Origin of the sequence: Streptomyces sp. NBC_01775, from assembly GCF_035917675.1 — a bacterium.
GTDB lineage: Bacteria > Actinomycetota > Actinomycetes > Streptomycetales > Streptomycetaceae > Streptomyces.
Genome location: NZ_CP109104.1, coordinates 8,934,791 through 8,952,975, shown reverse-complemented (window position 1 = coordinate 8,952,975; position 18,185 = coordinate 8,934,791). Strand labels below are relative to the sequence as shown.

At 72.4% G+C, this 18,185-nt stretch carries 18 protein-coding genes; 12 read left to right on the top strand and 6 right to left on the bottom strand.

The features are described 5' to 3' along the window. Positions 1–7: 7 nt before the first annotated feature. The 4 genes from OHB04_RS39735 (at position 8) to OHB04_RS39720 (ending at position 5,150) form a co-directional block, all read left to right on the top strand. Complete coding sequence (locus OHB04_RS39735; RefSeq protein WP_326809338.1) at positions 8–1,759, top strand: prenyltransferase/squalene oxidase repeat-containing protein; 1,752 nt, start codon at positions 8–10, stop codon at positions 1,757–1,759. Beyond that, on the top strand, positions 1,756–3,075 hold the full coding sequence (locus OHB04_RS39730; protein ID WP_326692471.1) for an FAD-dependent oxidoreductase: 1,320 nt from the start codon (positions 1,756–1,758) through the stop codon (positions 3,073–3,075). Before OHB04_RS39735 ends, OHB04_RS39730 begins: the two co-directional genes overlap by 4 nt. 107 nt (positions 3,076–3,182) lie before the next feature. After that, positions 3,183–4,103 (top strand): TauD/TfdA dioxygenase family protein, encoded by a 921-nt coding sequence (locus OHB04_RS39725; RefSeq protein WP_326692470.1) that lies wholly within the window; start codon positions 3,183–3,185, stop codon positions 4,101–4,103. Between the two features lie 9 nt (positions 4,104–4,112). Next, positions 4,113–5,150 (top strand): sulfotransferase family protein, encoded by a 1,038-nt coding sequence (locus OHB04_RS39720; protein ID WP_326809337.1) that lies wholly within the window; start codon positions 4,113–4,115, stop codon positions 5,148–5,150. Between the two features lie 292 nt (positions 5,151–5,442). On the opposite strand, the gene OHB04_RS39715 is transcribed toward OHB04_RS39720, so the two are convergent. Then, a complete protein-coding gene (locus OHB04_RS39715; RefSeq protein ID WP_326809336.1) occupies positions 5,443–5,970 on the bottom strand; it encodes a toxin-antitoxin system HicB family antitoxin in 528 nt (175 codons plus the stop codon). A gap of 392 nt (positions 5,971–6,362) precedes the next feature. Here OHB04_RS39715 and OHB04_RS39710 point away from each other — a divergent pair, with 392 nt between their 5' ends. Beyond that, entirely contained in the window at positions 6,363–6,908 is a 546-nt protein-coding gene (locus OHB04_RS39710; RefSeq protein WP_326692467.1) for a hypothetical protein, read from the top strand. Positions 6,909–6,981: 73 nt separating this feature from the next. Here the strand turns inward: OHB04_RS39710 and pdxR are convergent, their stop codons facing one another. After that, positions 6,982–8,565: a MocR-like pyridoxine biosynthesis transcription factor PdxR gene (gene pdxR, locus OHB04_RS39705; RefSeq protein ID WP_326809335.1), complete on the bottom strand. Its 1,584-nt coding sequence runs from the start codon at positions 8,563–8,565 to the stop codon at positions 6,982–6,984. Positions 8,566–8,593: 28 nt separating this feature from the next. Between pdxR and OHB04_RS39700 the strand changes: the two genes are divergently transcribed. Together OHB04_RS39700 and OHB04_RS39695 are read left to right on the top strand one after the other, a co-directional pair. Beyond that, a complete protein-coding gene (locus OHB04_RS39700) occupies positions 8,594–9,229 on the top strand; it encodes a LysE family translocator (protein WP_326692465.1) in 636 nt (211 codons plus the stop codon). 11 nt (positions 9,230–9,240) lie between these two features. Then, positions 9,241–9,945, top strand: coding sequence for a B3/B4 domain-containing protein (locus tag OHB04_RS39695; protein ID WP_326692464.1), 705 nt, complete (start codon positions 9,241–9,243; stop codon positions 9,943–9,945). An 83-nt stretch (positions 9,946–10,028) separates the two neighbouring features. Here the strand turns inward: OHB04_RS39695 and OHB04_RS39690 are convergent, their stop codons facing one another. Further along, positions 10,029–11,291 carry an acyl-CoA dehydrogenase family protein gene (locus OHB04_RS39690; protein ID WP_326692463.1) on the bottom strand — a complete coding sequence of 421 codons (1,263 nt, stop codon included), beginning with the start codon at positions 11,289–11,291 and terminating at the stop codon, positions 10,029–10,031. Between the two features lie 174 nt (positions 11,292–11,465). Between OHB04_RS39690 and OHB04_RS39685 the strand changes: the two genes are divergently transcribed. Continuing rightward, positions 11,466–12,110: a TetR family transcriptional regulator gene (locus tag OHB04_RS39685; protein ID WP_326692462.1), complete on the top strand. Its 645-nt coding sequence runs from the start codon at positions 11,466–11,468 to the stop codon at positions 12,108–12,110. Between the two features lie 31 nt (positions 12,111–12,141). On the opposite strand, the gene def is transcribed toward OHB04_RS39685, so the two are convergent. After that, on the bottom strand, positions 12,142–12,720 hold the full coding sequence (gene def, locus OHB04_RS39680; RefSeq protein ID WP_326692461.1) for a peptide deformylase: 579 nt from the start codon (positions 12,718–12,720) through the stop codon (positions 12,142–12,144). A gap of 119 nt (positions 12,721–12,839) precedes the next feature. Between def and OHB04_RS39675 the strand changes: the two genes are divergently transcribed. From OHB04_RS39675 to OHB04_RS39660, 4 genes are all read left to right on the top strand, one after another. Beyond that, positions 12,840–14,078 carry a MurT ligase domain-containing protein gene (locus OHB04_RS39675; RefSeq protein ID WP_326692460.1) on the top strand — a complete coding sequence of 413 codons (1,239 nt, stop codon included), beginning with the start codon at positions 12,840–12,842 and terminating at the stop codon, positions 14,076–14,078. 68 nt (positions 14,079–14,146) lie between these two features. Continuing rightward, entirely contained in the window at positions 14,147–14,875 is a 729-nt protein-coding gene (locus OHB04_RS39670) for a type 1 glutamine amidotransferase (RefSeq protein ID WP_326692459.1), read from the top strand. 176 nt (positions 14,876–15,051) lie between these two features. Continuing rightward, positions 15,052–16,011: a cytochrome c oxidase assembly protein gene (locus tag OHB04_RS39665; RefSeq protein ID WP_326692458.1), complete on the top strand. Its 960-nt coding sequence runs from the start codon at positions 15,052–15,054 to the stop codon at positions 16,009–16,011. A gap of 203 nt (positions 16,012–16,214) precedes the next feature. Further along, positions 16,215–16,388, top strand: a complete 174-nt coding sequence (locus tag OHB04_RS39660; protein ID WP_326692457.1) for a hypothetical protein — start codon at positions 16,215–16,217, stop codon at positions 16,386–16,388. 33 nt (positions 16,389–16,421) lie between these two features. Here the strand turns inward: OHB04_RS39660 and OHB04_RS39655 are convergent, their stop codons facing one another. Together OHB04_RS39655 and OHB04_RS39650 are read right to left on the bottom strand one after the other, a co-directional pair. Next, the gene (locus tag OHB04_RS39655) at positions 16,422–17,222 is read right to left on the bottom strand and encodes an ABC transporter permease (RefSeq protein WP_326809604.1); all 801 of its coding nucleotides are present in this window, start codon (positions 17,220–17,222) and stop codon (positions 16,422–16,424) included. Between the two features lie 65 nt (positions 17,223–17,287). Then, positions 17,288–18,142, bottom strand: coding sequence for an ABC transporter ATP-binding protein (locus OHB04_RS39650; protein WP_326809334.1), 855 nt, complete (start codon positions 18,140–18,142; stop codon positions 17,288–17,290). Between the last annotated feature and the right edge of the window lie 43 nt (positions 18,143–18,185).

The following is an 18,185-nucleotide window of genomic DNA, read 5'->3' as shown; positions in this document are numbered from 1 at the left end:
GTCAGCGATGTCCGATTCGCCAGTGGCCACCCGGCTGGAGCGTGCTGTCCGCGACGGCGCCGAGGCGCTGTTCGCGGTGCGCCGCGCGGATGGGGTGGTCGATCCCGGAGGTGACCGGTTCTCGCCCGCCAACACGGCCGCCGTGCTCGTCGCTCTCCGCACGGCCCGCGCGCACGGCGTGGGGGCCGGACCCGCCGGTGAGGAGGCGGCCTTGTGCCAACAGGCCGTCGAGCGGCTGTGTTCCGCCCAGCGGCCGGACGGCGGCTGGGCGATGGACGGTGTCCCGACCGAGACACTCACCACCGCCGTCACCGCTGCCGCGCTCACCTTGACGGCGCCGGAGACCACGCGGCAGGAGGTCGCCGCGGCGCGGGCCCTGGTCCGCAGCCGCGGCGGGGAGGAGGGCCTGCCGGAACCCGCCATGGCAGGCCTGGTGCGGCAGTTCGACAGCCTGGCCGGGGAGCGCGACCCCGCGACGCTGCCCCGGTTGCCGCTGGAGCTGCTGCTGTTGCCCGGCCTGGCCCGCCGGACGCTGAGCCTGCGGCTGCCGATCTTCTCGGCACTCGCGCTGGGCCAGTCCGTCCAGCGCGGGCGATCCGGACTGGGCGGCCGGCTCGACGCCGCCCTCCGTCCGCGCGCCACGGGGATCGTCCGGCAGGCCTTCGAACGCGAGCGCCACGCCGGGTCGTTCAGCGGTGACCCCTGGCTCACCAGCCTCATCACCCTCGGTGTCGGCCGCTCCGGGCTGGCGCCCGACATCGTCCGGGCCGCGACCGGCTGGCTGTCCCGCACCGCGCTGCCGGACGGCGGCTGGGACCTGATGCCGCTCGACATCACCTGGTCCAGCTTCGCCGGCGCCGCCCTGCTGGAGGCCGGGTACGCCGAGGACCCCAGGCTGGTTCCGGTGCGGGAGATGTTCCGGCGCCGCCAGCAGAGCGTTCCGTTCACCGCGCTGGCCTGCCCGGAGGGTCACTGGGGCTTCTCCACCGACCGCAGTTGGCCGATGGCGCTGGAGACCGCCGAGATCAGCTCGCTGCTGCACAGGTTGCCCGGTGGCACCGACGACCCCCATGTGCGGCGTGGCATCGGCTGGCTGACGGCCATGCAGGACCGTTCCGGCTCTTGGAGTCTGGCCGTGCGCGACAGCCGCCCCGGCGGGTTCGGACCCTGCCCGCAGATGACGGCCAAGGCCGTCGTCGCCCTGCTGGACTGCGGCGCGGAGCGTTCCGACGCCCGGGTGCTGAAGGGGCTGCGCAGCCTCGCGGAGGAGCAGCGGCCGGACGGGGCGCTGGAGGCGATGTGGTACAGGGGACTCACGCCGGGGACCTCGGCCGCGCTGGTCGCGTTCACCCGGGCCGGGCAGGGCGGCAGCGAACCCGCCCTGCGCGCCCGCGCCTTCCTGCTGCGCAGCCTGCTGCCGGACGGCTCCTGGGGCACCGGCGGGCACGACCCCGGCGCGGCGGCGGACGGGGATGAGGCCGGGTCCTGCGGCACGGTCGAGGAGACCGCCTGGGCGCTGCACGCCCTGCTCGTCGCGGGCGAGGCACCGGACTCCGCGTCCGTCACCTCGGCCGCCGGGTGGCTGCTGGACCGGCAGGAGCGCGACGGCACCTGGCCCGGAGCGGCCGTCAACGAGTACGTGCGCCACTGCTACCGCTACACCGACCGTGTCCTGGCCACCGCGCTGGCGGTCAAGGCGCTGGCCCGGCTGCGTACGGCGGACGGCCGGCAGACGCGCCAGGAAGCGGGGGCGGCATGACGGAAGCTTCCGCCGACTACGACGTCCTGGTCTGCGGGGCGGGGGTCGCGGGGCTGGCCGCGGCGCGCGGGCTCGGCGATCTCGGGCTGCGCGTCCTGCTCCTGGACAAACAGCGCGCGCCCCGCGCGGTCGCCAAGGGCGAGGTGCTCCAGCCAGGCGCCCTTCGTGTGCTGCGACGCTGGGGCACCGAGCAGCTGCTGCGGCAGCGCGGAGGTGTCGGCCTGGACCGGCTCGTCGTCCGCAGCCGCGAGGGCGAGGCCCTCATGGCGCTGGACTACGGACGGCTTCCCGAAGGCGACCGCGGGCTGCTGGCCCACGACCACCGGGAGATCCTCACCGCCCTCACCGAAGGGCTGGGGCCCTGCGTGGAGATCCGCCGCGGCACGCTCGTCCGCGAGGCGCTGCGCGCGGCGGACGGGCGGGTGAGCGGGCTCGTTCTGGCCGGCGGTGAAGGCGGAGACGACCGTGTGGTGCGCGCGCCGCTGGTCGTGGCCGCCGACGGCATCTCCTCGCGGCTGCGCCGCGCCGCCGGGATCGAGGGCCGCCGGACCGACTACCCGCACCGGCTGGTCTCCGTCGAGCTGACGGCGGCCGGCCCGGCTCCCGCCGACTTCTCCGCCTACCTCACCGGCCGGGGGCTGCGCCTGGTCTACCCGCTGCCGGGCGGAAGGATCCGCCTCTATCTCCAGACCGAGCCGGACGAGCTGCGCGGGCTCGGCGGCGACGCGTTCACCGAGTGGCTCGCCCGGGCCGTCGGCCAGGTGCCGGGGCTCGCCGGGCTCGCCCCGTGCCTGGCGGACGCGGCGGCCACCCGGCAGCTCTTCTCCGTCAGCCGCTACCTCGCCGGCCGCTTCACCGTGCCCGGTCTGGCGCTCGTCGGGGAAGCGGGCTACGCCGTGCACCCGATGGCCGCGCAGGGCATGAACACCGCCATCACCAGCGCCGCCGCGCTGGCGGAGCAGCTGGCCCGGCTGCTTCCGGCGACGGCCACCGTGGACGCCGCCGCCCGGCCCCGGCTGGAGGCGGCCACCGTCGACGCCGCCTTGGCCGCCTACCAGGCCGAGCGCCGCCCGTTCCTCGCCTCGGCGGCCAGGACGAGCGCCAACGCGGCCCGGATGGTCACCGATCTGGCCTGGCCCGGGCGCGTGATCGGGCGCCGTGCGGTGCGCTGTACCGGCGCCAACCCGCGCCTGCTGCACACCGTCACCCACAACATGGCCGGACTCGGGCCTCTGCCGCTGACCCCCCTGGACCGGCTCCAGCAGATCGGATTGCTGCCCGATCCCCGCGCCCACCGGGTGCCGGTGAACAGCTGAGGCACCGGTCCGCAGCCACCCGGGCCGACCGCGCCGGCCACCGGGCCCCGGCCAGCCCCCTGAACGTCGAACCCCGAACGCCGTACCCCCACGAAGGAGATACCGCCGTGTCACAGTCCGCCGTGTCACAGTCCGCCATGTCCCACTCCCCCGTGTCGCAGTCCCCCGCTCCCGAGGAGGAGTTCGACATCCGGCCCGTGTCCGGTGCCCTGGGCGCCGAGGTGCGGGGAGTCGACCTGAACGAGATCACGGACGCGCAGTTCGAACGGATCCACGCGCTGATGCTGGAGCACCTCGTGCTGTTCTTTCCCGGCCAGGAGAGCCTGACCCCGAAGGCGCACGTGGCGTTCGGCCGCCGCTTCGGCGATGTCGAGGTCCACCCGTTCCTGCCCAAGCTGGAGGAACACCCCGAGGTGACGCTGATCGAGTCCGACAAGGGAGGCAAGGCCGATGAGTGGCACATCGACGTCACCTTCAGCCCCAATCCGCCCATCGCCTCGATACTGCACCTGGTCACCTGTCCGCCCGCGGGCGGCGACACGATGTGGAGCAACCAGTACCTCGCCCACGAGACGCTGTCCGCACCCTTCCGGGAGATGCTCGACGGCCTCACCGCCGTGCACGTGCTCAAGGCCCCGCAGGTCGGTGAACTGTCCGCCGAGCACCCCGTGGTGCGGGTCCACCCGGTCACCGGGCGCCGCTCGCTGTACGTCACCCGGATGTGGACCTCACACATCCCGCAGCTGAGCCGGCACGAGAGCGACGCCGTCCTCCAGCACCTGTTCGAGCACTCCGAGCAGCCGCGTTTCACCTGCCGCCACCGCTGGGACCCCTACACCGTCGCGCTGTGGGACAACCGGGCCACCCAGCACGTCGCCGTCAACGACTACCAGGACTACCGGCTGGGCCGGCGCGTCACCGTCGTCGGCGACCGGCCCGCAGCCGACACCCCGCGGCGGCCCGACTACGAGCGGGACGGCGACGAGCGGTACTACCCGCGCCGGGTCAACGCCCGCTTCGGCTACTGAGAGCGCGCCGTGTCCCGCCCCCCGCTGACCTTCGTCGTCGGCACCGGCCGCTGCGGCTCCACCGCCGTGTCCCGGGTGCTGCGGCTGCACCCGTCGGTCCTGAGCCTGAGTGAGCTGTTCACCACGCTGGAGCCGGGCGCACTGCCCGAACAGGACCTCGACGGCGAGGAGTTCTGGGAAATCCTCGCCTCCTCCCGGCCGTTCGCCGACCGTATGATCCGCGACGGCACCCCCGTGCCCGAACACCTCTACCCGCGCTCCCCCGGCCGGTTCACCGGCGCCGGAGGCGTCCCGGCGCTGTGCCTGACGACACTGCCGCATCTCACGTCCGACCCGGACGTCCTGTTCGACGCCCTGCGGCCGGTGCTCACCGCCCGGCCCGCCGGACCCGCGGCCGGGCACTACCGCGCCCTGTTCGCCGAGCTGTCCGCCCGCTGCGGCGGCCACGCGGTCGTGGAGCGCTCAGGATTCTCGCTCTCCTTGGCGCCCCGGCTGCGGCAGCACTTCCCCGAGGCACGGTTCGTGCACCTGTACCGGGCCGGGCCGGACTGCGCGCTGTCGATGAGCCGCCACCCCGGCTTCCAGCTCATCGAGTTCCTGGCCGACGCCACGCACGGGAGCGGCCCGGAGGCACCGGCGAAGCTGGAGCGGATGCTGGCCGACGACAGCTTCGACCTGACGGGCGCGCTGAAGCGCCCGGTCCCGGTCGCGCGGTACGGGGCCCTGTGGTCCCGCATGATCACCGAGGGGCTGTCCCACCTGGACGCCCTTCCGCCGGGCACCGTGATGCCGCTCGCCTTCGAGGACCTGCTCGAAGCCCCGGAACACCAACTGACCCGCCTGGCCGGACACATCGGCGTCGAGCCGGACCCGGAGTGGCTCGACGCGGCGGGCGGCATCCTGGACGGTGGACGGCGCGGCACCAGCGACGTCCTCCCGCCAAGCCAGCGCGAGGCACTGCTCACCGCCTGCACCCCGGGCACCCGCGCGCTCGCGGCCAGGGCCAGGCGGACGCAGGCCGGCCCCGGCCGGGGCGGCCGGTCCTAGTGCCCCTCCCGGCAAGCTTTGCCCCGTCACGCCGCCCGGCACGCACTCCCCCAAGCTCTCCGAGCAGGGGGTGCCCCCAGCCGCGTTGGCCAAAAGCCCTGGTAGCTCCTTCCCCAAGCTCTCAGCTCCTCCCCCGGCCTTCGGCCGGGAGGTGCCCCCAGAGCAGGGGAGACCCCGATCAAGGACTTCCGGCCGCCTTGCGATCGCACGCACCCCCACGCTCGGCCCCGCTCGCGCGGGCGGTGCCCCCACGACGACGCTCCTTGTCGGGCAAACATTGCCGGTCACGGCACTAGCGCACCCACCCCGTATAGCCCTGGCCGCGCACAGCACCCCCCGTTCCCCCCGCTGCCCCAGACCCGGGGCCGCCGGTTCCCTCCACCCCTCGTCCGACGACCCGCACCAGCCAGGCGTTCAGGGAGAGGCCCTCACGGGCGGCTGATTCCTCTGCCCTGGCCTTCAGGTGGGCGGGGAGGCGCAGGTTGATCCGGGAGATTTCCTCGGCCCCCGGGGCGGGGTCCGCAAGAGAGGCCGGGGCGGGGGGCGGGGAAGAGGGACCGGTCGGCCAGTCGTCGTGGGGGGCGGGGGTGACGACGAACTCGGGGTCCCGGCCACGCAGACGGACATCCACGGAGCCCGGGGCCAGTTCGCCGGTGATCTCGCCGGCCGCGGCGGACAGGGCCTCCAGCAGCATCAGCCGTACTCCGGACTCCAGGGAGGCGACCAGGCGTTCGCCCGCCTCTCGGGTTTCCTCGCCTCCGGCCTCCGCGGCCAGTGCCAGTTCGCGGCGGAGGGTGTCGACGTACGGCGTGATATCCATGGTGCCACTATGGCATCACTATGATGCCAATCGCAAACCTCCGAAGGAAGCGAACACACGGGCGCCGCATCCCCCGGCGCGGTGAAATTCCTCGCGGAGGCCGCCCGCCGGGCGGGCGTGCGCTATTTCGAGCCGAGATGATGGGTGGGCAGTTGACGAAGGTATTCGTTCAGATTCGATCAAAGAGTGGCCCTCTGCGTTCACACAGGATACGGAAATAGGCTCTGCGTCGACAGTCAGTTCGAAATGATGGAGTTGCGCAACTCCGGTGGCTGTTCGTGCAATTGACGATGAATTTGCATGCGGCGGGCAGCCGTAGCGTGGCGGCGGCACGGCATGTAGCTTCCGGCGAAAGCGGACCGTGACGGAGGGATGGGAGGGGGAAGGGAACGGTGAACGTTCATTCGCTCTCGTCGCGCGAACAGCCGGCACAGCAGTGCCCCGAGGGCGAGGAGAGCGGTCCGGAAGAGGCGCGGGAGTGCCCCGACGACGAGCGCCCGTACGGACACCCCCAGGAACCCCGCGACCGGGACGACCGGGAATCGCGCGGCGAACCGGATGCCTCCGCCGCACCTCCGCACGGTGACGTGTCCGTGGAATTCGCCGCTTTCTGCGCGCTCTACCAAAGCCGCTACCAGCAGTACGCGCGCAGCCGTCTGGCCGACGCGGAGACCGCGGACGTCGTGGTGCGGATGGCGTTCGAGGAGCTGGCACAGAAGTGGGAGCAGGCGCTGCGCAGCCCGCACACCAACGCCTATGCCTGGAGGCTGCTGACCCGTCATGTCCGCACCAGCGCGCAGGCACCGGAAGAGGCGGGGGCGGCGGGGCATTCACTGGCCGGGCACGCGGATGACACGCGGATCCTCCATGAGGACCTGGGATTTTCGTTCACCGAGGCCACGGAGATGATGGGGCACGCCGCTCCGCGGCACCGCTGAGCGGCGGGGTCGCCGCGCCGGCCGTCGCGGACCCGGGGAGGGGTGCCCACGGTGGCCACCGTGGGCGGGATGCTCAGGTGCGGGCCCGGGGTGAGGTGGTGGGCAGGAGGCGCGCGAGGGTTTCGATGCCTTGGCTGATGGCGGTGGGCTGGGCCGCGGCGTAGCCGAGGACGAGGCCGGGGTGTCCGGGGTGTTGGGTGTGCCACGACAGCGGCTGGGTCTTGACGCCGTGTTCGAGGGCGCTGGCGGCCAGTTCGGTGTCGCTCTCGACCGGGAGCCGGCGGGAGGTGCCGGGCGGGAAGGTGACCATGAGGTGGAGGCCCGCGGCTGCGCCGTGGACGACGGCGTCCGGCAGGTGGGTGCGCATGGCGGCGATCATCGCGTCGCGCCGGGCACGGTGGCGTCTGCGGATGAAGCGCAGGTGGCGTTCGAGGGCGCCGCTTTCCATCAGGCGGGCCAGTACGAGCTGCGGGAGGGCGGCGTTACCGAGGTCGGCGAAGCGTTTGGCGTCGATGAGGTCCTGGCGGTGGGCGGCGGGGGCGAGGAGCCAGCCGATGCGCAGGGCGGGTGCGAGGAGTTTGGAAATACTGCCGACGTAGCAGACGTGCTCGGCGGCCATGGCGCGCAGGGCGGGTACGGGGGTGTGGTCATAGCGGTGTTCGGCGTCGTAGTCGTCCTCGACGATGAGTCCGCCTTCGCGGGCCCAGTCCATCAGGGCGCGGCGCCGCTCCCCGCCGAGGACCACTCCGGTGGGGAACTGGTGGGCGGGGGTGAGCAGTACGGCGGGGACGCCGGAGGCGCGGAGCGCCTCGACGCTGATGCCGTCGGCGTCGACGGGCACGGGCGGGGTTTCCAGGTGCCGGTTGCGCAGGTGCTGGCGGGCGCCGAGGGAGCAGGGGTCCTCGACGGCGAGCTGGTGGATGCCGTGGGTGTGGAGCACTTCGGCGAGGAGGCCGAGGGCCTGGGTGGTGCCGGAGACGATCAGGATGTCGTCGGGGTCGGCGGTGATGCCGCGGTTGAGGCGGAGCCAGCCGGCTACGGCGCGGCGCAGTGCGGGGGTGCCGCGGGGGTCGCCGTATCCGAAGTCGCCGGGGGTGAGTTCGGCCAGAACGGCGCGTTCGGCGCGCAGCCAGGCGGTGCGGGGGAAGGCGGCGAGGTCGGGCAGGCCCGGCGACAGGTCGATGCGGGCGGGCGCGGCCCGGTAGGTGTCGAAGGTGTCAAGCCGGTGGGGGCTGTCGAAGACACCGCTCGCCTCACGGTGTGACGGCTCGTCAGCTTCCTTTCGTCCTACGGCCTTTCGCCGCTCGGACGGAGCGGAGAGGGGGGTGGCGGCCACGACGGTCCCGGCGCGTCCGCGGCCGATGACGTGACCGTCCTCCACGAGCCGGCGGTAGGACTCGGTGACCACCCCGCGCGAGACGCGCAGGTCCGCGGCGAGGACGCGGGTGGCGGGCAGCCGGCTGCCGGTGGGCAGGCGGCCGTCGGCGATGGCGCGGCGGATCTCGCGGACGAGCCAGTCGGACAGGCCGCCTTTGGGGGCCTCGCCGGCGTTGAGCTGGAGGAAGTCGGACGCGGCGGGCGACGACGGGGTGGAGGGCGGCGGGGTGGAGCCGTGCGTTATGGACCAGTCGACAGAAGATCCATTGGACCTGTTCATGGGCCCATTGTGGCGGGAGGGTCAAGGCATGGAGTTTCTGCTGACCTCGCTCGTCGTCACGCTGATGCCGGGCAGCGGGGTGCTCTTCACCGTTGCCACCGGACTCTCGCGCGGCGCGCGGGCGGGTGTGGTCGCGGCTGCGGGCTGCACGCTGGCCATCCTTCCGCACACGCTGGCGGCGTTCACGGGGCTGGCCGCGCTGCTGCACACCAGCGCACTGGCATTCGAGGTGCTCAAGTGTCTGGGGGTGGTGTATCTGCTGTGGATGGCCCTCAGCACGCTGCGGGACAAGGGCGCGCTGACAGTGCCGGACCAGGACGACGGCGCGGGCGCCACGGGTACTCAGCCTGCGGCGGCTCCTCGTACCGCGCTGCGGGTCGTCGTATCCGCTGTGCTGGTCAACGTGCTCAATCCGAAGGTGACTCTCTTCTTCCTCGCCTTCTTGCCGCAGTTCGTGCGGGACGACGATCCCCACCCGATGTGGCGGATGGCGGAGTTGAGCGGCGTGTTCATGCTCGTGACGTTCGTGGTCTTCGTCGGCTACGGGACGTCGGCCGCCGCCGTGCGCACCCATGTCGTCTCCCGCCCCCGGGTGCTGACGTGGATGCGCCGCCTCTTCGCCGGCGCGTTCGTCGCGCTCGGCGCCCGACTCGCGTTCTTCTGATCGGAATCACCGTGTACTTTCAGCATTCCAAGCAGTTGTGGCAGGACTTTCCCGGGCTGGTTCCCGGAGTCCTCTTCGCCCGGGGCATCACACCCCAGGCGTCTGTCGACGGTGCCGTCGCCGAGCTGAGCGAGCAGGCGCACGAGCGGCTGGCCGGGGCCGGCGGGCAGGAGAGCGGGCTGCCGCAGATCCAGGCGTGGCGGCGGGCGTTCACATCGATGGGGCTCAAGCCGACGCAGTACCGGTGCGCCGCCGAGTCGCTGCTGCGCCGCTTCCGCAAGGAGGGGGCGCTGCCGCGGATCCACCCGCTGATCGACCTGTGCAACGCGGCGTCGCTGGCGTTCGCCGTCCCGGTGGGCGTGTTCGACCTGTCGCGGATCACCGGGGACCTCCGGGTGGGGTACGCGAGGGGCGAGGAGGTGTACGAGACGTTCTCCGGCGCGGAGGAGTCACCCGAGCCCGGGGAGGTGATCTTCTCGGACACCGCGCAACGGGCACACGCGCGGCGCTGGACGAACCGGCAGAGCGGGTATTCGGCCGTACGGGACTCCACGGCGGAGGTGCTGATCGTCGCGGAGGCGCTGCACGAGTCCGCGCACGACGACGTGGCGCGGCTGGTGGCCGAACTCGGCGGGGCGCTGGAGGCCCACTGGGGCGCCGGCACACTCTCGGCGTCGACGGTGCTGAGCGAGGCGGAGCCCCGCTTCGGCGGGTGAGCCCCGGCCCGACGGGGCCCCACATGCGCGTGGGGCTCTGGGCACATGCGCGTGGGGCCCTGGGCCGAGGCCCCCACGCGGGGTCACCGGACAGGCATGCCCGAGATGGTGCGGGAGATGACCAGGCGCTGGATCTCGCTGGTCCCTTCGAAGATCGAATAAATCGCGGCGTCGCGGTGCATGCGCTCGACGGGGTATTCGCGGGTGTAACCGTTGCCGCCGAGGATCTGGATGGCCTGGGCCGTGACCGTCTTGGCGGTCTCGCTGGCGAAGAGCTTGGACATGGAGCCCTCGGCCGACTCGAAGGGCTTGCCGGTGACGCCCATCCAGGAGGCGCGCCACACCAGAAGGCGGGCGGCGTCGATCTGGGTGCGCATGTCGGCCAGTTGGAAGGCGATGCCCTGGTTGTCGATGATGGGGCGGCCGAACTGGGTGCGGGTCTTGGCGTAGTCGAGGGCTACCTCGTAGGCGGCGCGCGCGGTGCCGACGGCCATGGCGCCGACGGCGGGGCGGGAGGCTTCGAAGGTGGCCATGGCGGCGTTCTTCACCCTCCCCCAGCCTCCGGCCGGGGGAACCCCCACCTCCGCGCCCTTCTTCGCGCGCTCCCTGGCGCGGGCGAGGCGCTCATCGAGCTTGTCCTTTCCGCCGAGCAGGCAGGATCCGGGGACACGGACGTCTTCGAGGACGACCTCGGCGGTGTGGGAGGCGCGGATGCCGTGCTTCTTGAACTTCTGGCCCTGCGAGAGGCCCGGGGTGCCCGGAGGGACGATGAAGGAGGCGTGGCCCTTGGAGCCCAGTTCGGGGTCCACGCTGGCGACGACGACATGGACGTTCGCGATGCCCCCGTTGGTGGCCCAGGTCTTGGTGCCGTTGAGGACCCACTCGTCCTTGGCCTCGTCGTAGACGGCGCGGGTGCGCATGGAGGACACGTCCGAGCCGGCGTCCGGTTCGGAACTGCAGAAGGCGGCGAGCTTCACGTCGGCGGCGTCGCCGTACATCTGCGGGACCCAGGTGCCGATCTGTTCCTCGGTGCCGTTGGCGAGGACCCCCACAGCGGCCAGTCCGGTGCCGACGATGGACAAGGCGATGCCCGCGTCTCCCCAGAACAGCTCTTCCATGGTCATGGGAATGCCGAGGCCGGTGGGGTCGAAGTACTGCTGGGCGTAGAAGTCGAGGGAGTACAGGCCGATCTTGGCGGCCTCCTGGATGATCGGCCAGGGGGTTTCCTCGCGCTCGTCCCATTCGGCGGCGGCGGGGCGGATCACGTCGGCGGCGAATCCATGTACCCAGTCCCGGACTTCCTTCTGGTCGTCGTTCAGGTCCAGCGCGAACTCGGTGTCGGCCATCGTCGGGGTCCTCCGCCAGTCTGAGTAACTCGTTACCATCGGTAATCCTCAGTCTGTTACCCGTGAGTAGCGGCTGTCAACTCCCCTTCGCCGCCGCGTCTGCGCACGTGGCAGTGTTACGTTGTTACGTTGCTCGGGGGGAGCTGGCACGTTCAGGGCGGGGAGAGACGCACGATGGAGAACACGCGGGAGGACGAGCGGCAGCACGCCGCCGAACGACGGCGCGGGGAGCTGCTGGAGGCCGCGGACAGGGTCGTCCTGCGGGAGGGGCCCGGCGCCTCGATGAACGCGATCGCCGCCGAGGCGGGCATCACCAAGCCCATCCTCTACCGGCACTTCGGCGACAAGGGCGGGCTCTACCGCGCGCTCGCCGTACGGCACACCGACGGGCTCCTGGACGCGCTGCGCGCCGCGCTGGACGCGCCCAGGGACCGGCGCGAGCGGGTCGAGGCGACGCTGGAGACCTATCTGGCGGCGATCGAGGCCCGCCCGCAGGTCTACCGGTTCCTGATGCATCCGGCCGAGGAGTCCCCCGGCAGCGAGCGGGGCTTCGCCGCCGGGCAGCACACGGCACCGCTGCTGCGGCGGCTGGGCGAGGAACTGGCCAAGGTGATCGCCGAGCGGCTGGACCTGGGCCCCGAGGGCGAGGAGCTGGCCCGGGTGTGGGGGCACGGCATCGTCGGCATGATGCACGCCGCCGGGGACTGGTGGCTGCGCGAACAGCCCTGTGACCGCAAGCAGTTGGTGCGCCACCTGGCCGACCTGCTGTGGGGCAGGCTGGCGGCGGCGGGCGACCGGGTGGGCGGCCCCGGATTCTGAATGCTCGGCCTTCCGACGGGACCTGAGCGCCTCAGCCCTCCGGCGGGCGGGTCCGGGCCTCCGCCGGGAGGGGGCGCGACCACTCCGCGCGGCGCACGGCCCGCAGGGTGCGCCGACGGCGCAGTCCGGTGAGCCTGTCGGTGTAGAGACCGCCGTCGAGATGGTCGTACTCGTGCTGGAGACAGCGGGCGAAGAAGCCGCTGCCCTCGACCCGCACCGGGGCACCGTGCAGGTCCTCGCCCTCGATGACGGCCAGGTCCGCGCGCGGGGTGGGGGCCTCCAGGCCCGGCAGGGACAGACAGCCCTCGGGGCCGCGGACGGTGACGCCATCGGTGCTCACCAGGCGCGGGTTGATGACGTGGCCGCGGTGGCGGTGGTCCTCGTCGTCGGGGCAGTCGTAGACGAACAGCCGCAGCGGCACGCCGATCTGGCACGCGGCCAGGCCGACCCCGCGCGCCGCGTACATCGTCGCGAACAGGTCCTCGACCAGGCCGGCCAGCGGCCGGTCGGCGGGGGTGACCTCGCGGCTGGGCGCGTGCAAGGCCGGGTCGCCGTACGTCCGGAGAGGGTGTACGGCGCCGGTTCCGCCGGGAATGGGGCCGCGTCGCATGGGCGTAAGCCTACGCGCGCGTCCACGTCGATGATCTTCCCAGGGGTGGCGCGGTCGGGGCCGGCGCGCGATCTCGGTAGGCTTCTCTTCTACGCGAGGGGCAAGGAGGTTCAGACACGATGGCAGGCAACACGGAGCCGCTGTCGCCGCGGTCCAAGCTGGCCGTGACGGCGGGCAGGGCTGCCGCGGCGGTGTCGCGGGCGGCGGGCCGCGGCAGCGGGTCGGTGATCGGCGGCAAGGTAGCACTAAGACTCGACCCCGACCTGCTGCAGAGGCTGGCCCAGCATCTGGACGTGGTCCTGGTATCCGCGACCAACGGCAAGACGACGACGACGCGGCTGATCGCCGAGGCGCTGCGGGCCAACGGCGAGGTGGTCTCCAACGCGCTGGGCGCCAACATGCCCGCCGGTATCACCTCCGCGCTCGCCGGCGGCTCGGACGCGCGCTACGGCGTGATCGAGGTCGACGAGAAATACCTGGCCGGTGTCGCCAGGGATGTGACGCCGAAGGCCATAGCGCTGCTGAACCTCTCCCGTGACCAGCTCGACCGTGCCGCGGAGACGCGCATGCTGGCCGAGAGATGGCGCGAGGGCCTCTCGGGGCAGAAGGCCGTGATCGTGGCCAACGCCGACGACCCGCTCGTGGTGTGGGCGTCCTCCTCCTCACCGAACGTGGTGTGGGTGGCCGCGGGCCAGGAGTGGAAGGACGACGCCTGGTCCTGCCCCGCGTGCGGCGGCGTCATGCAGCGGCCCGGCGACGACTGGTTCTGCGGGGAGTGCGGCTTCCGCCGCCCGACCCCCAGTTGGGCACTGTCCGGCGACCACGTGCTGGACCCGCACGGCTCCGCCTGGCCCATCCACCTCCAGCTCCCCGGGCGGGCCAACAAGGCGAACGCCGCGACCTCGGCGGCGGTCGCCGCGGCCTTCGGGGTGCCGCCGCAGACCGCGCTGGAGCGGATGTACGCGGTCAAGGCTGTGGCCGGGCGCTATGACGTGGTGCAGTTCCAGGGCCGCGACATGAGGCTGCTGCTGGCGAAGAACCCGGCCGGGTGGCTGGAGACGTTCTCGCTGATCGACCCGCCCCCGACGCCGGTGATCCTTTCGGTGAACGCGCGGGGCGCGGACGGCACCGACACCTCGTGGCTGTGGGATGTCGACTACGGCCGGCTGGCCGGGCACCCGATCTGTGTGATCGGTGACCGGAAGCTGGATCTGGCAGTGCGGCTGGAGGTAGCGGGTGTCGAGTTCCAGGTGTGCGAGAACGCCCAGGACGCGGTGCGCAGGTGCCCTCCGGGACGCATCGAGACGATCGCCAACTACACCGCGTTCCAGGACCTGCGCCGTGCCGTCGGCAACTGAGCCGAGGCTGTCCCCTCTTCCGAACCATCGGTCTTCCGAACCATCGATCCGCTCAAGGAGCTGGCGGCATGAGTGACACGAGTCTGCGTCTGGTGTGGATCTACCCCGACCTGCTGAGCACGTACGGCGACCAGGGCAACGCGCTCGTGGTGGAGCGGCGCGCGCAGCAGCGCGGGCTGGATGTCCAGCGCGTCGACGTCCGCTCGGACCAGCCGATCCCCACGTCCGGCGACATCTATCTGATCGGCGGCGGCGAGGACAGGCCGCAGCGGCTGGCGGCCGAGCGGCTGCTGCGCGACGGCGGGCTGAACCGGGCCGTGTCCAACGGCGCGATCGTCTTCTCGGTGTGCGCGGGCTACCAGATCCTGGGGCACGAGTTCGTCAACGACCTGGGCGAACGCTCCATGGGCCTGGGGCTGCTGGATGTGACCAGCACCCGGGGCGAGGCCGAGCGGTGCGTGGGCGACGTGCTGGCCGACATGGACGAGAACCTGCGGCTGCCGCAGCTGACCGGGTTCGAGAACCACCAGGGCGTCACCCACCTGGGCCCGACCGCGCGGCCCCTGGCGCGGGTGCGGCTGGGCAAGGGCAACGGGACGGGGGACGGCACCGAGGGCGCGTACAACGACACCGTCTTCGGTACGTACATGCACGGCCCTGTGCTGGCGCGCAATCCGCAGATCGCCGACCTGCTGATCAAGCTGTCCCTCGATGTGAACGCGCTGCCGCCGACCGACGACCGGTGGTACGAGGCACTGCGGCAAGAGCGCATCTCCGCGGCGACGCAGCCCGCCTGATCCGGGGCCGGTACCCGCCGGAGGCGCTTACCGGCCGTACCACTGGTTTCGCGTACCACTGGTTTCACAGGGATTCCGCGGGGAGAACCGCCCGTGCGGGCCGCCCCGGCGAGGGCGGCCCGCACGGGCGGTTCTAGTCTGGTGCGGGCGTATCGGTCGGTTGCGGGAGAGTTCGGATGGATCACGACGGGCACGGCACGATGATGGATCTGCCGCCCTTCACGCTCGCGCGCGGGCTGGAGTTCTCGGGCGAGCCGTTCTTCCTGGTGGGATGCCTGCTGGCGCTGGCGCTCTACGGGTGGGGCGTCGTCCGGCTGCGCCGGCGGGGGGACGCGTGGCCGCCCGCCCGCACGGCCGCCTTCGTCGTGGGTGTGCTGACCGTGGCCCTGGTGATGTGCACGGCGCTGAACGACTACGGGATGGTCCTGTTCAGCGTCCACATGGTGCAGCACATGGTGATCAGCATGCTGTCGCCGATCCTGCTGCTGCTGGGCGCGCCGGTGACGCTGCTGCTGCGGGCGCTGCCGTCGGGCAACCGCTCCCAGGGGGGCCGCGCGGGGCCGCGCGAGCTGCTGGTGGCGCTGCTGCACAGCCGCTACATGAAGGTGATCACGCATCCGGCGTTCACCATTCCGCTGTTCATCGCGAGCCTGTACGCGCTGTACTTCACCCCGCTGTTCGACTTCCTGATGGGCTCCAAGGCGGGCCACATCGCGATGATGGTGCACTTCCTCGCGGTGGGCCTGGTCTTCTTCTGGCCGATCATGGGCGTGGACCCGGGCCCGCATCGCCCCGGCTATGTGATGCGGATGCTGGAGCTGTTCGCGGGGATGCCGTTCCACGCGTTCTTCGGCATCGCGCTGATGATGGGATCGGAGCCGATGGTCGGCACCTACGCGCATCCGCCCGCCTCCCTGGGCGTGAGCGCGTTGTCCGACCAGTCGGCGGCGGGCGGCATCGCCTGGGCGTTCAGCGAGATCCCGTCGGTGATCGTGCTGGTGGCGCTCGTCTTCCAGTGGTATTTCTCCGAGCAGCGGCAGGCCCGCCGCACGGACCGCCAGGCGGACCGGGACGGCGACAAGGAGCTGACCGCCTACAACGCGTATCTCGCCTCGCTCCAGGCACGGGGGCAGTGAGCGGGCTGTGAGCGGGGCGTGCCGGGCCGGCGGGTCGCGCGGGCTTCGGAGCGTAGGGGTGTGAAACCGGCGTGAGGGTCGTGTAGTGCCGTCGTGCAGTAGCGCGCGGGGCCGCGTCCGGGTGACGATGGGAACCTGGCCGCGGCCCTTGTGCGTGCGCGCCCCGTGCGTCCCAGGGCCGCCGGGAGGAGAGTGGTGCTGTGATGCCTGGGACGACACGCATGACGGCCTCGGCGAAGGCGATGACCGTCGGCACGGTGGTGGCCCTGGTGGTGGTGACGGCTTACACGGCGGCGCTGGGGGGCAGCGGATGGCTGTGGTTCTCGTGGGTCGTGCTGGGGCTGGTCACGCTGGGCGTGATCTCGTCACGCGGCTGACCGAAGACCGGCCGACCGAGGGCCGGCCGGAACTCACCGCGTGGCGCGGGTGAACAGGCGCGTGGCGGCGAGCAGACACACCGCCGCGAAGGCCAGGGTGACCACGGCGCCCGCGACGACCGTCCCGGTGGTGAAGTGGCCGCGGAAGACCTCCCGTACGGCGTCGACGGTGTAGCGGAAGGGGACGGCGCGGGAGACACCGTCGAGCCAGCCGGGGGCGAGGTTCATGGGCAGCAGCAATCCGGCGAGCAGCATCAGCGGCATGACGGCGGTGTTGGCGACGGCGGCGAACTCGGGCGGGGTGCGCACATGCATGGCCAGTCCGTGAGAGAGCGCGGACAGCGCGCAGGACAGCACGGCGACGAAGACGAGGCCCGCCAGCACACCGGCCGGTGAGGCACGCAGCCCCAGGGCGAGCCCGAGCAGGACGAGCAGCACGGCCTGGGCGGTGAGCTGGACGACGTCGCGCAGGGTGCGGCCCAGCAACAGCGCGGCGGGGCTGACGGGAGTGACACGCATCCGGTCGGTGACCCCCAGGTTGCGGTCCACCAGCATGCCCAGGCCGACGAACGAGCCGCCGAGCAGCGCTAGTTGGACCAGCACACCCGGCACCAGGGTCTGCCAGGAGGAGCCGGAGACGCCCAGGTCGAGACGGGTGAGGAGGGGGCCGAAGAGGGCGAGGAAGAGCAGCGGCTGGAGCATGCCGAACAGCAGGTTGGTCTTGGAGCGCAAGGTGGCGCGCAGGCAGCGGCCGAAGACGATTCCGGTGTCGGCGTACAGGCGCCGGTGGGTGCCGGGCGCAGGCGGGGCGGGGGTCGGGATGCTGGTCGTCATGGTGGTACCCGTCGGGTAGTCGGGCGGCCTGGTGGCCATGGAGGAGAGGGCGGTGCGGAGGGTTTTCAGACGGCCACGGGCTCGTCGGCCGGGCCGCGGCCGGTGAGGGCGAGGAAGGCGTCCTGGAGGGTGCCGGCGGGGCCGGGGGCGTACCGCCGCTTGAGCGCCTCGGGGGTGCCCTCGGCGATGGTGCGGCCCTCGTCGATGACGACGATGCGGTCGCAGAGCGCGTCGGCCTCGTCCAGGTAGTGGGTGGTGAGGAAGACGGTCGTGCCGTGGTCGCGGCGGATACGGCGCACCAGGTCCCACAGCTCGGCCCGGCTGGCGGGGTCGAGGCCCGTGGTGGGCTCGTCGAGGAAGAGGACCTCGGGGCGGTGGACGAGGCCGAGCGCGATCTCCAGCCGGCGCCGCTGACCGCCGGAGAGCGCGGCGGTCGGCCGGTCCATCAGCGTTGCCAGGCCCAGCTCCCCGGCGAGTTCCTCGGCGCGCCGCCGGGCCTGAAGCTTGGACATACGGTGCAGCCGGGCCTGGGTGAGGAGTTCCTCGCGTACGCCGCACGCGGGGTCGAGGCCGCCGGCCTGGGCGACGTAACCGATGCGGGCGCGTACGGCCCCGGGGTCGGCCCGCAGATCGTGTCCGGCGACGCGAGCCTCTCCCCCGCTGGGCGGCAGCAGCGTGACGAGCATCCGCAAGGTGGTGGTCTTCCCCGCCCCGTTGGGCCCGAGGAAGCCGAGGATCTCACCGCGCGCGACGCTCAGGTCGATGCCGCGCACGGCGTGCACCTGCCCCGAGGCGAGGGCGTAGGTGCGGGCCAGGCCCCGGATGTCGAGGGCCGGGGGGCGATCGGGAGAGGGCGTACGGGAGTGAGCGGGAGAGGGCGTGCGGGAGGGGGTCGCGCCGGGCGGCGGGGTCGTGGACATGGCCCCGATAGAAGCACAGCGCATTACGAAATTGCAATGCAGT

Excerpts from the sequence above, each read along its gene's own strand:
- OHB04_RS39735 (WP_326809338.1), top strand. The coding sequence starts at position 8 with ATGTCCGATTCGCCAGTGGCCACCCGGCTGGAGCGTGCTGTCCGCGAC.
- OHB04_RS39730 (WP_326692471.1), top strand. The coding sequence starts at position 1,756 with ATGACGGAAGCTTCCGCCGACTACGACGTCCTGGTCTGCGGGGCGGGG.
- OHB04_RS39715 (WP_326809336.1), bottom strand. The coding sequence starts at position 5,970 with ATGGATATCACGCCGTACGTCGACACCCTCCGCCGCGAACTGGCACTG.
- pdxR (WP_326809335.1), bottom strand. The coding sequence starts at position 8,565 with ATGAACAGGTCCAATGGATCTTCTGTCGACTGGTCCATAACGCACGGC.
- OHB04_RS39700 (WP_326692465.1), top strand. The coding sequence starts at position 8,594 with ATGGAGTTTCTGCTGACCTCGCTCGTCGTCACGCTGATGCCGGGCAGC.
- OHB04_RS39690 (WP_326692463.1), bottom strand. The coding sequence starts at position 11,291 with ATGGCCGACACCGAGTTCGCGCTGGACCTGAACGACGACCAGAAGGAA.
- OHB04_RS39685 (WP_326692462.1), top strand. The coding sequence starts at position 11,466 with ATGGAGAACACGCGGGAGGACGAGCGGCAGCACGCCGCCGAACGACGG.
- def (WP_326692461.1), bottom strand. The coding sequence starts at position 12,720 with ATGCGACGCGGCCCCATTCCCGGCGGAACCGGCGCCGTACACCCTCTC.
- OHB04_RS39675 (WP_326692460.1), top strand. The coding sequence starts at position 12,840 with ATGGCAGGCAACACGGAGCCGCTGTCGCCGCGGTCCAAGCTGGCCGTG.
- OHB04_RS39670 (WP_326692459.1), top strand. The coding sequence starts at position 14,147 with ATGAGTGACACGAGTCTGCGTCTGGTGTGGATCTACCCCGACCTGCTG.
- OHB04_RS39665 (WP_326692458.1), top strand. The coding sequence starts at position 15,052 with ATGGATCACGACGGGCACGGCACGATGATGGATCTGCCGCCCTTCACG.
- OHB04_RS39660 (WP_326692457.1), top strand. The coding sequence starts at position 16,215 with ATGCCTGGGACGACACGCATGACGGCCTCGGCGAAGGCGATGACCGTC.
- OHB04_RS39655 (WP_326809604.1), bottom strand. The coding sequence starts at position 17,222 with ATGACGACCAGCATCCCGACCCCCGCCCCGCCTGCGCCCGGCACCCAC.
- OHB04_RS39650 (WP_326809334.1), bottom strand. The coding sequence starts at position 18,142 with ATGTCCACGACCCCGCCGCCCGGCGCGACCCCCTCCCGCACGCCCTCT.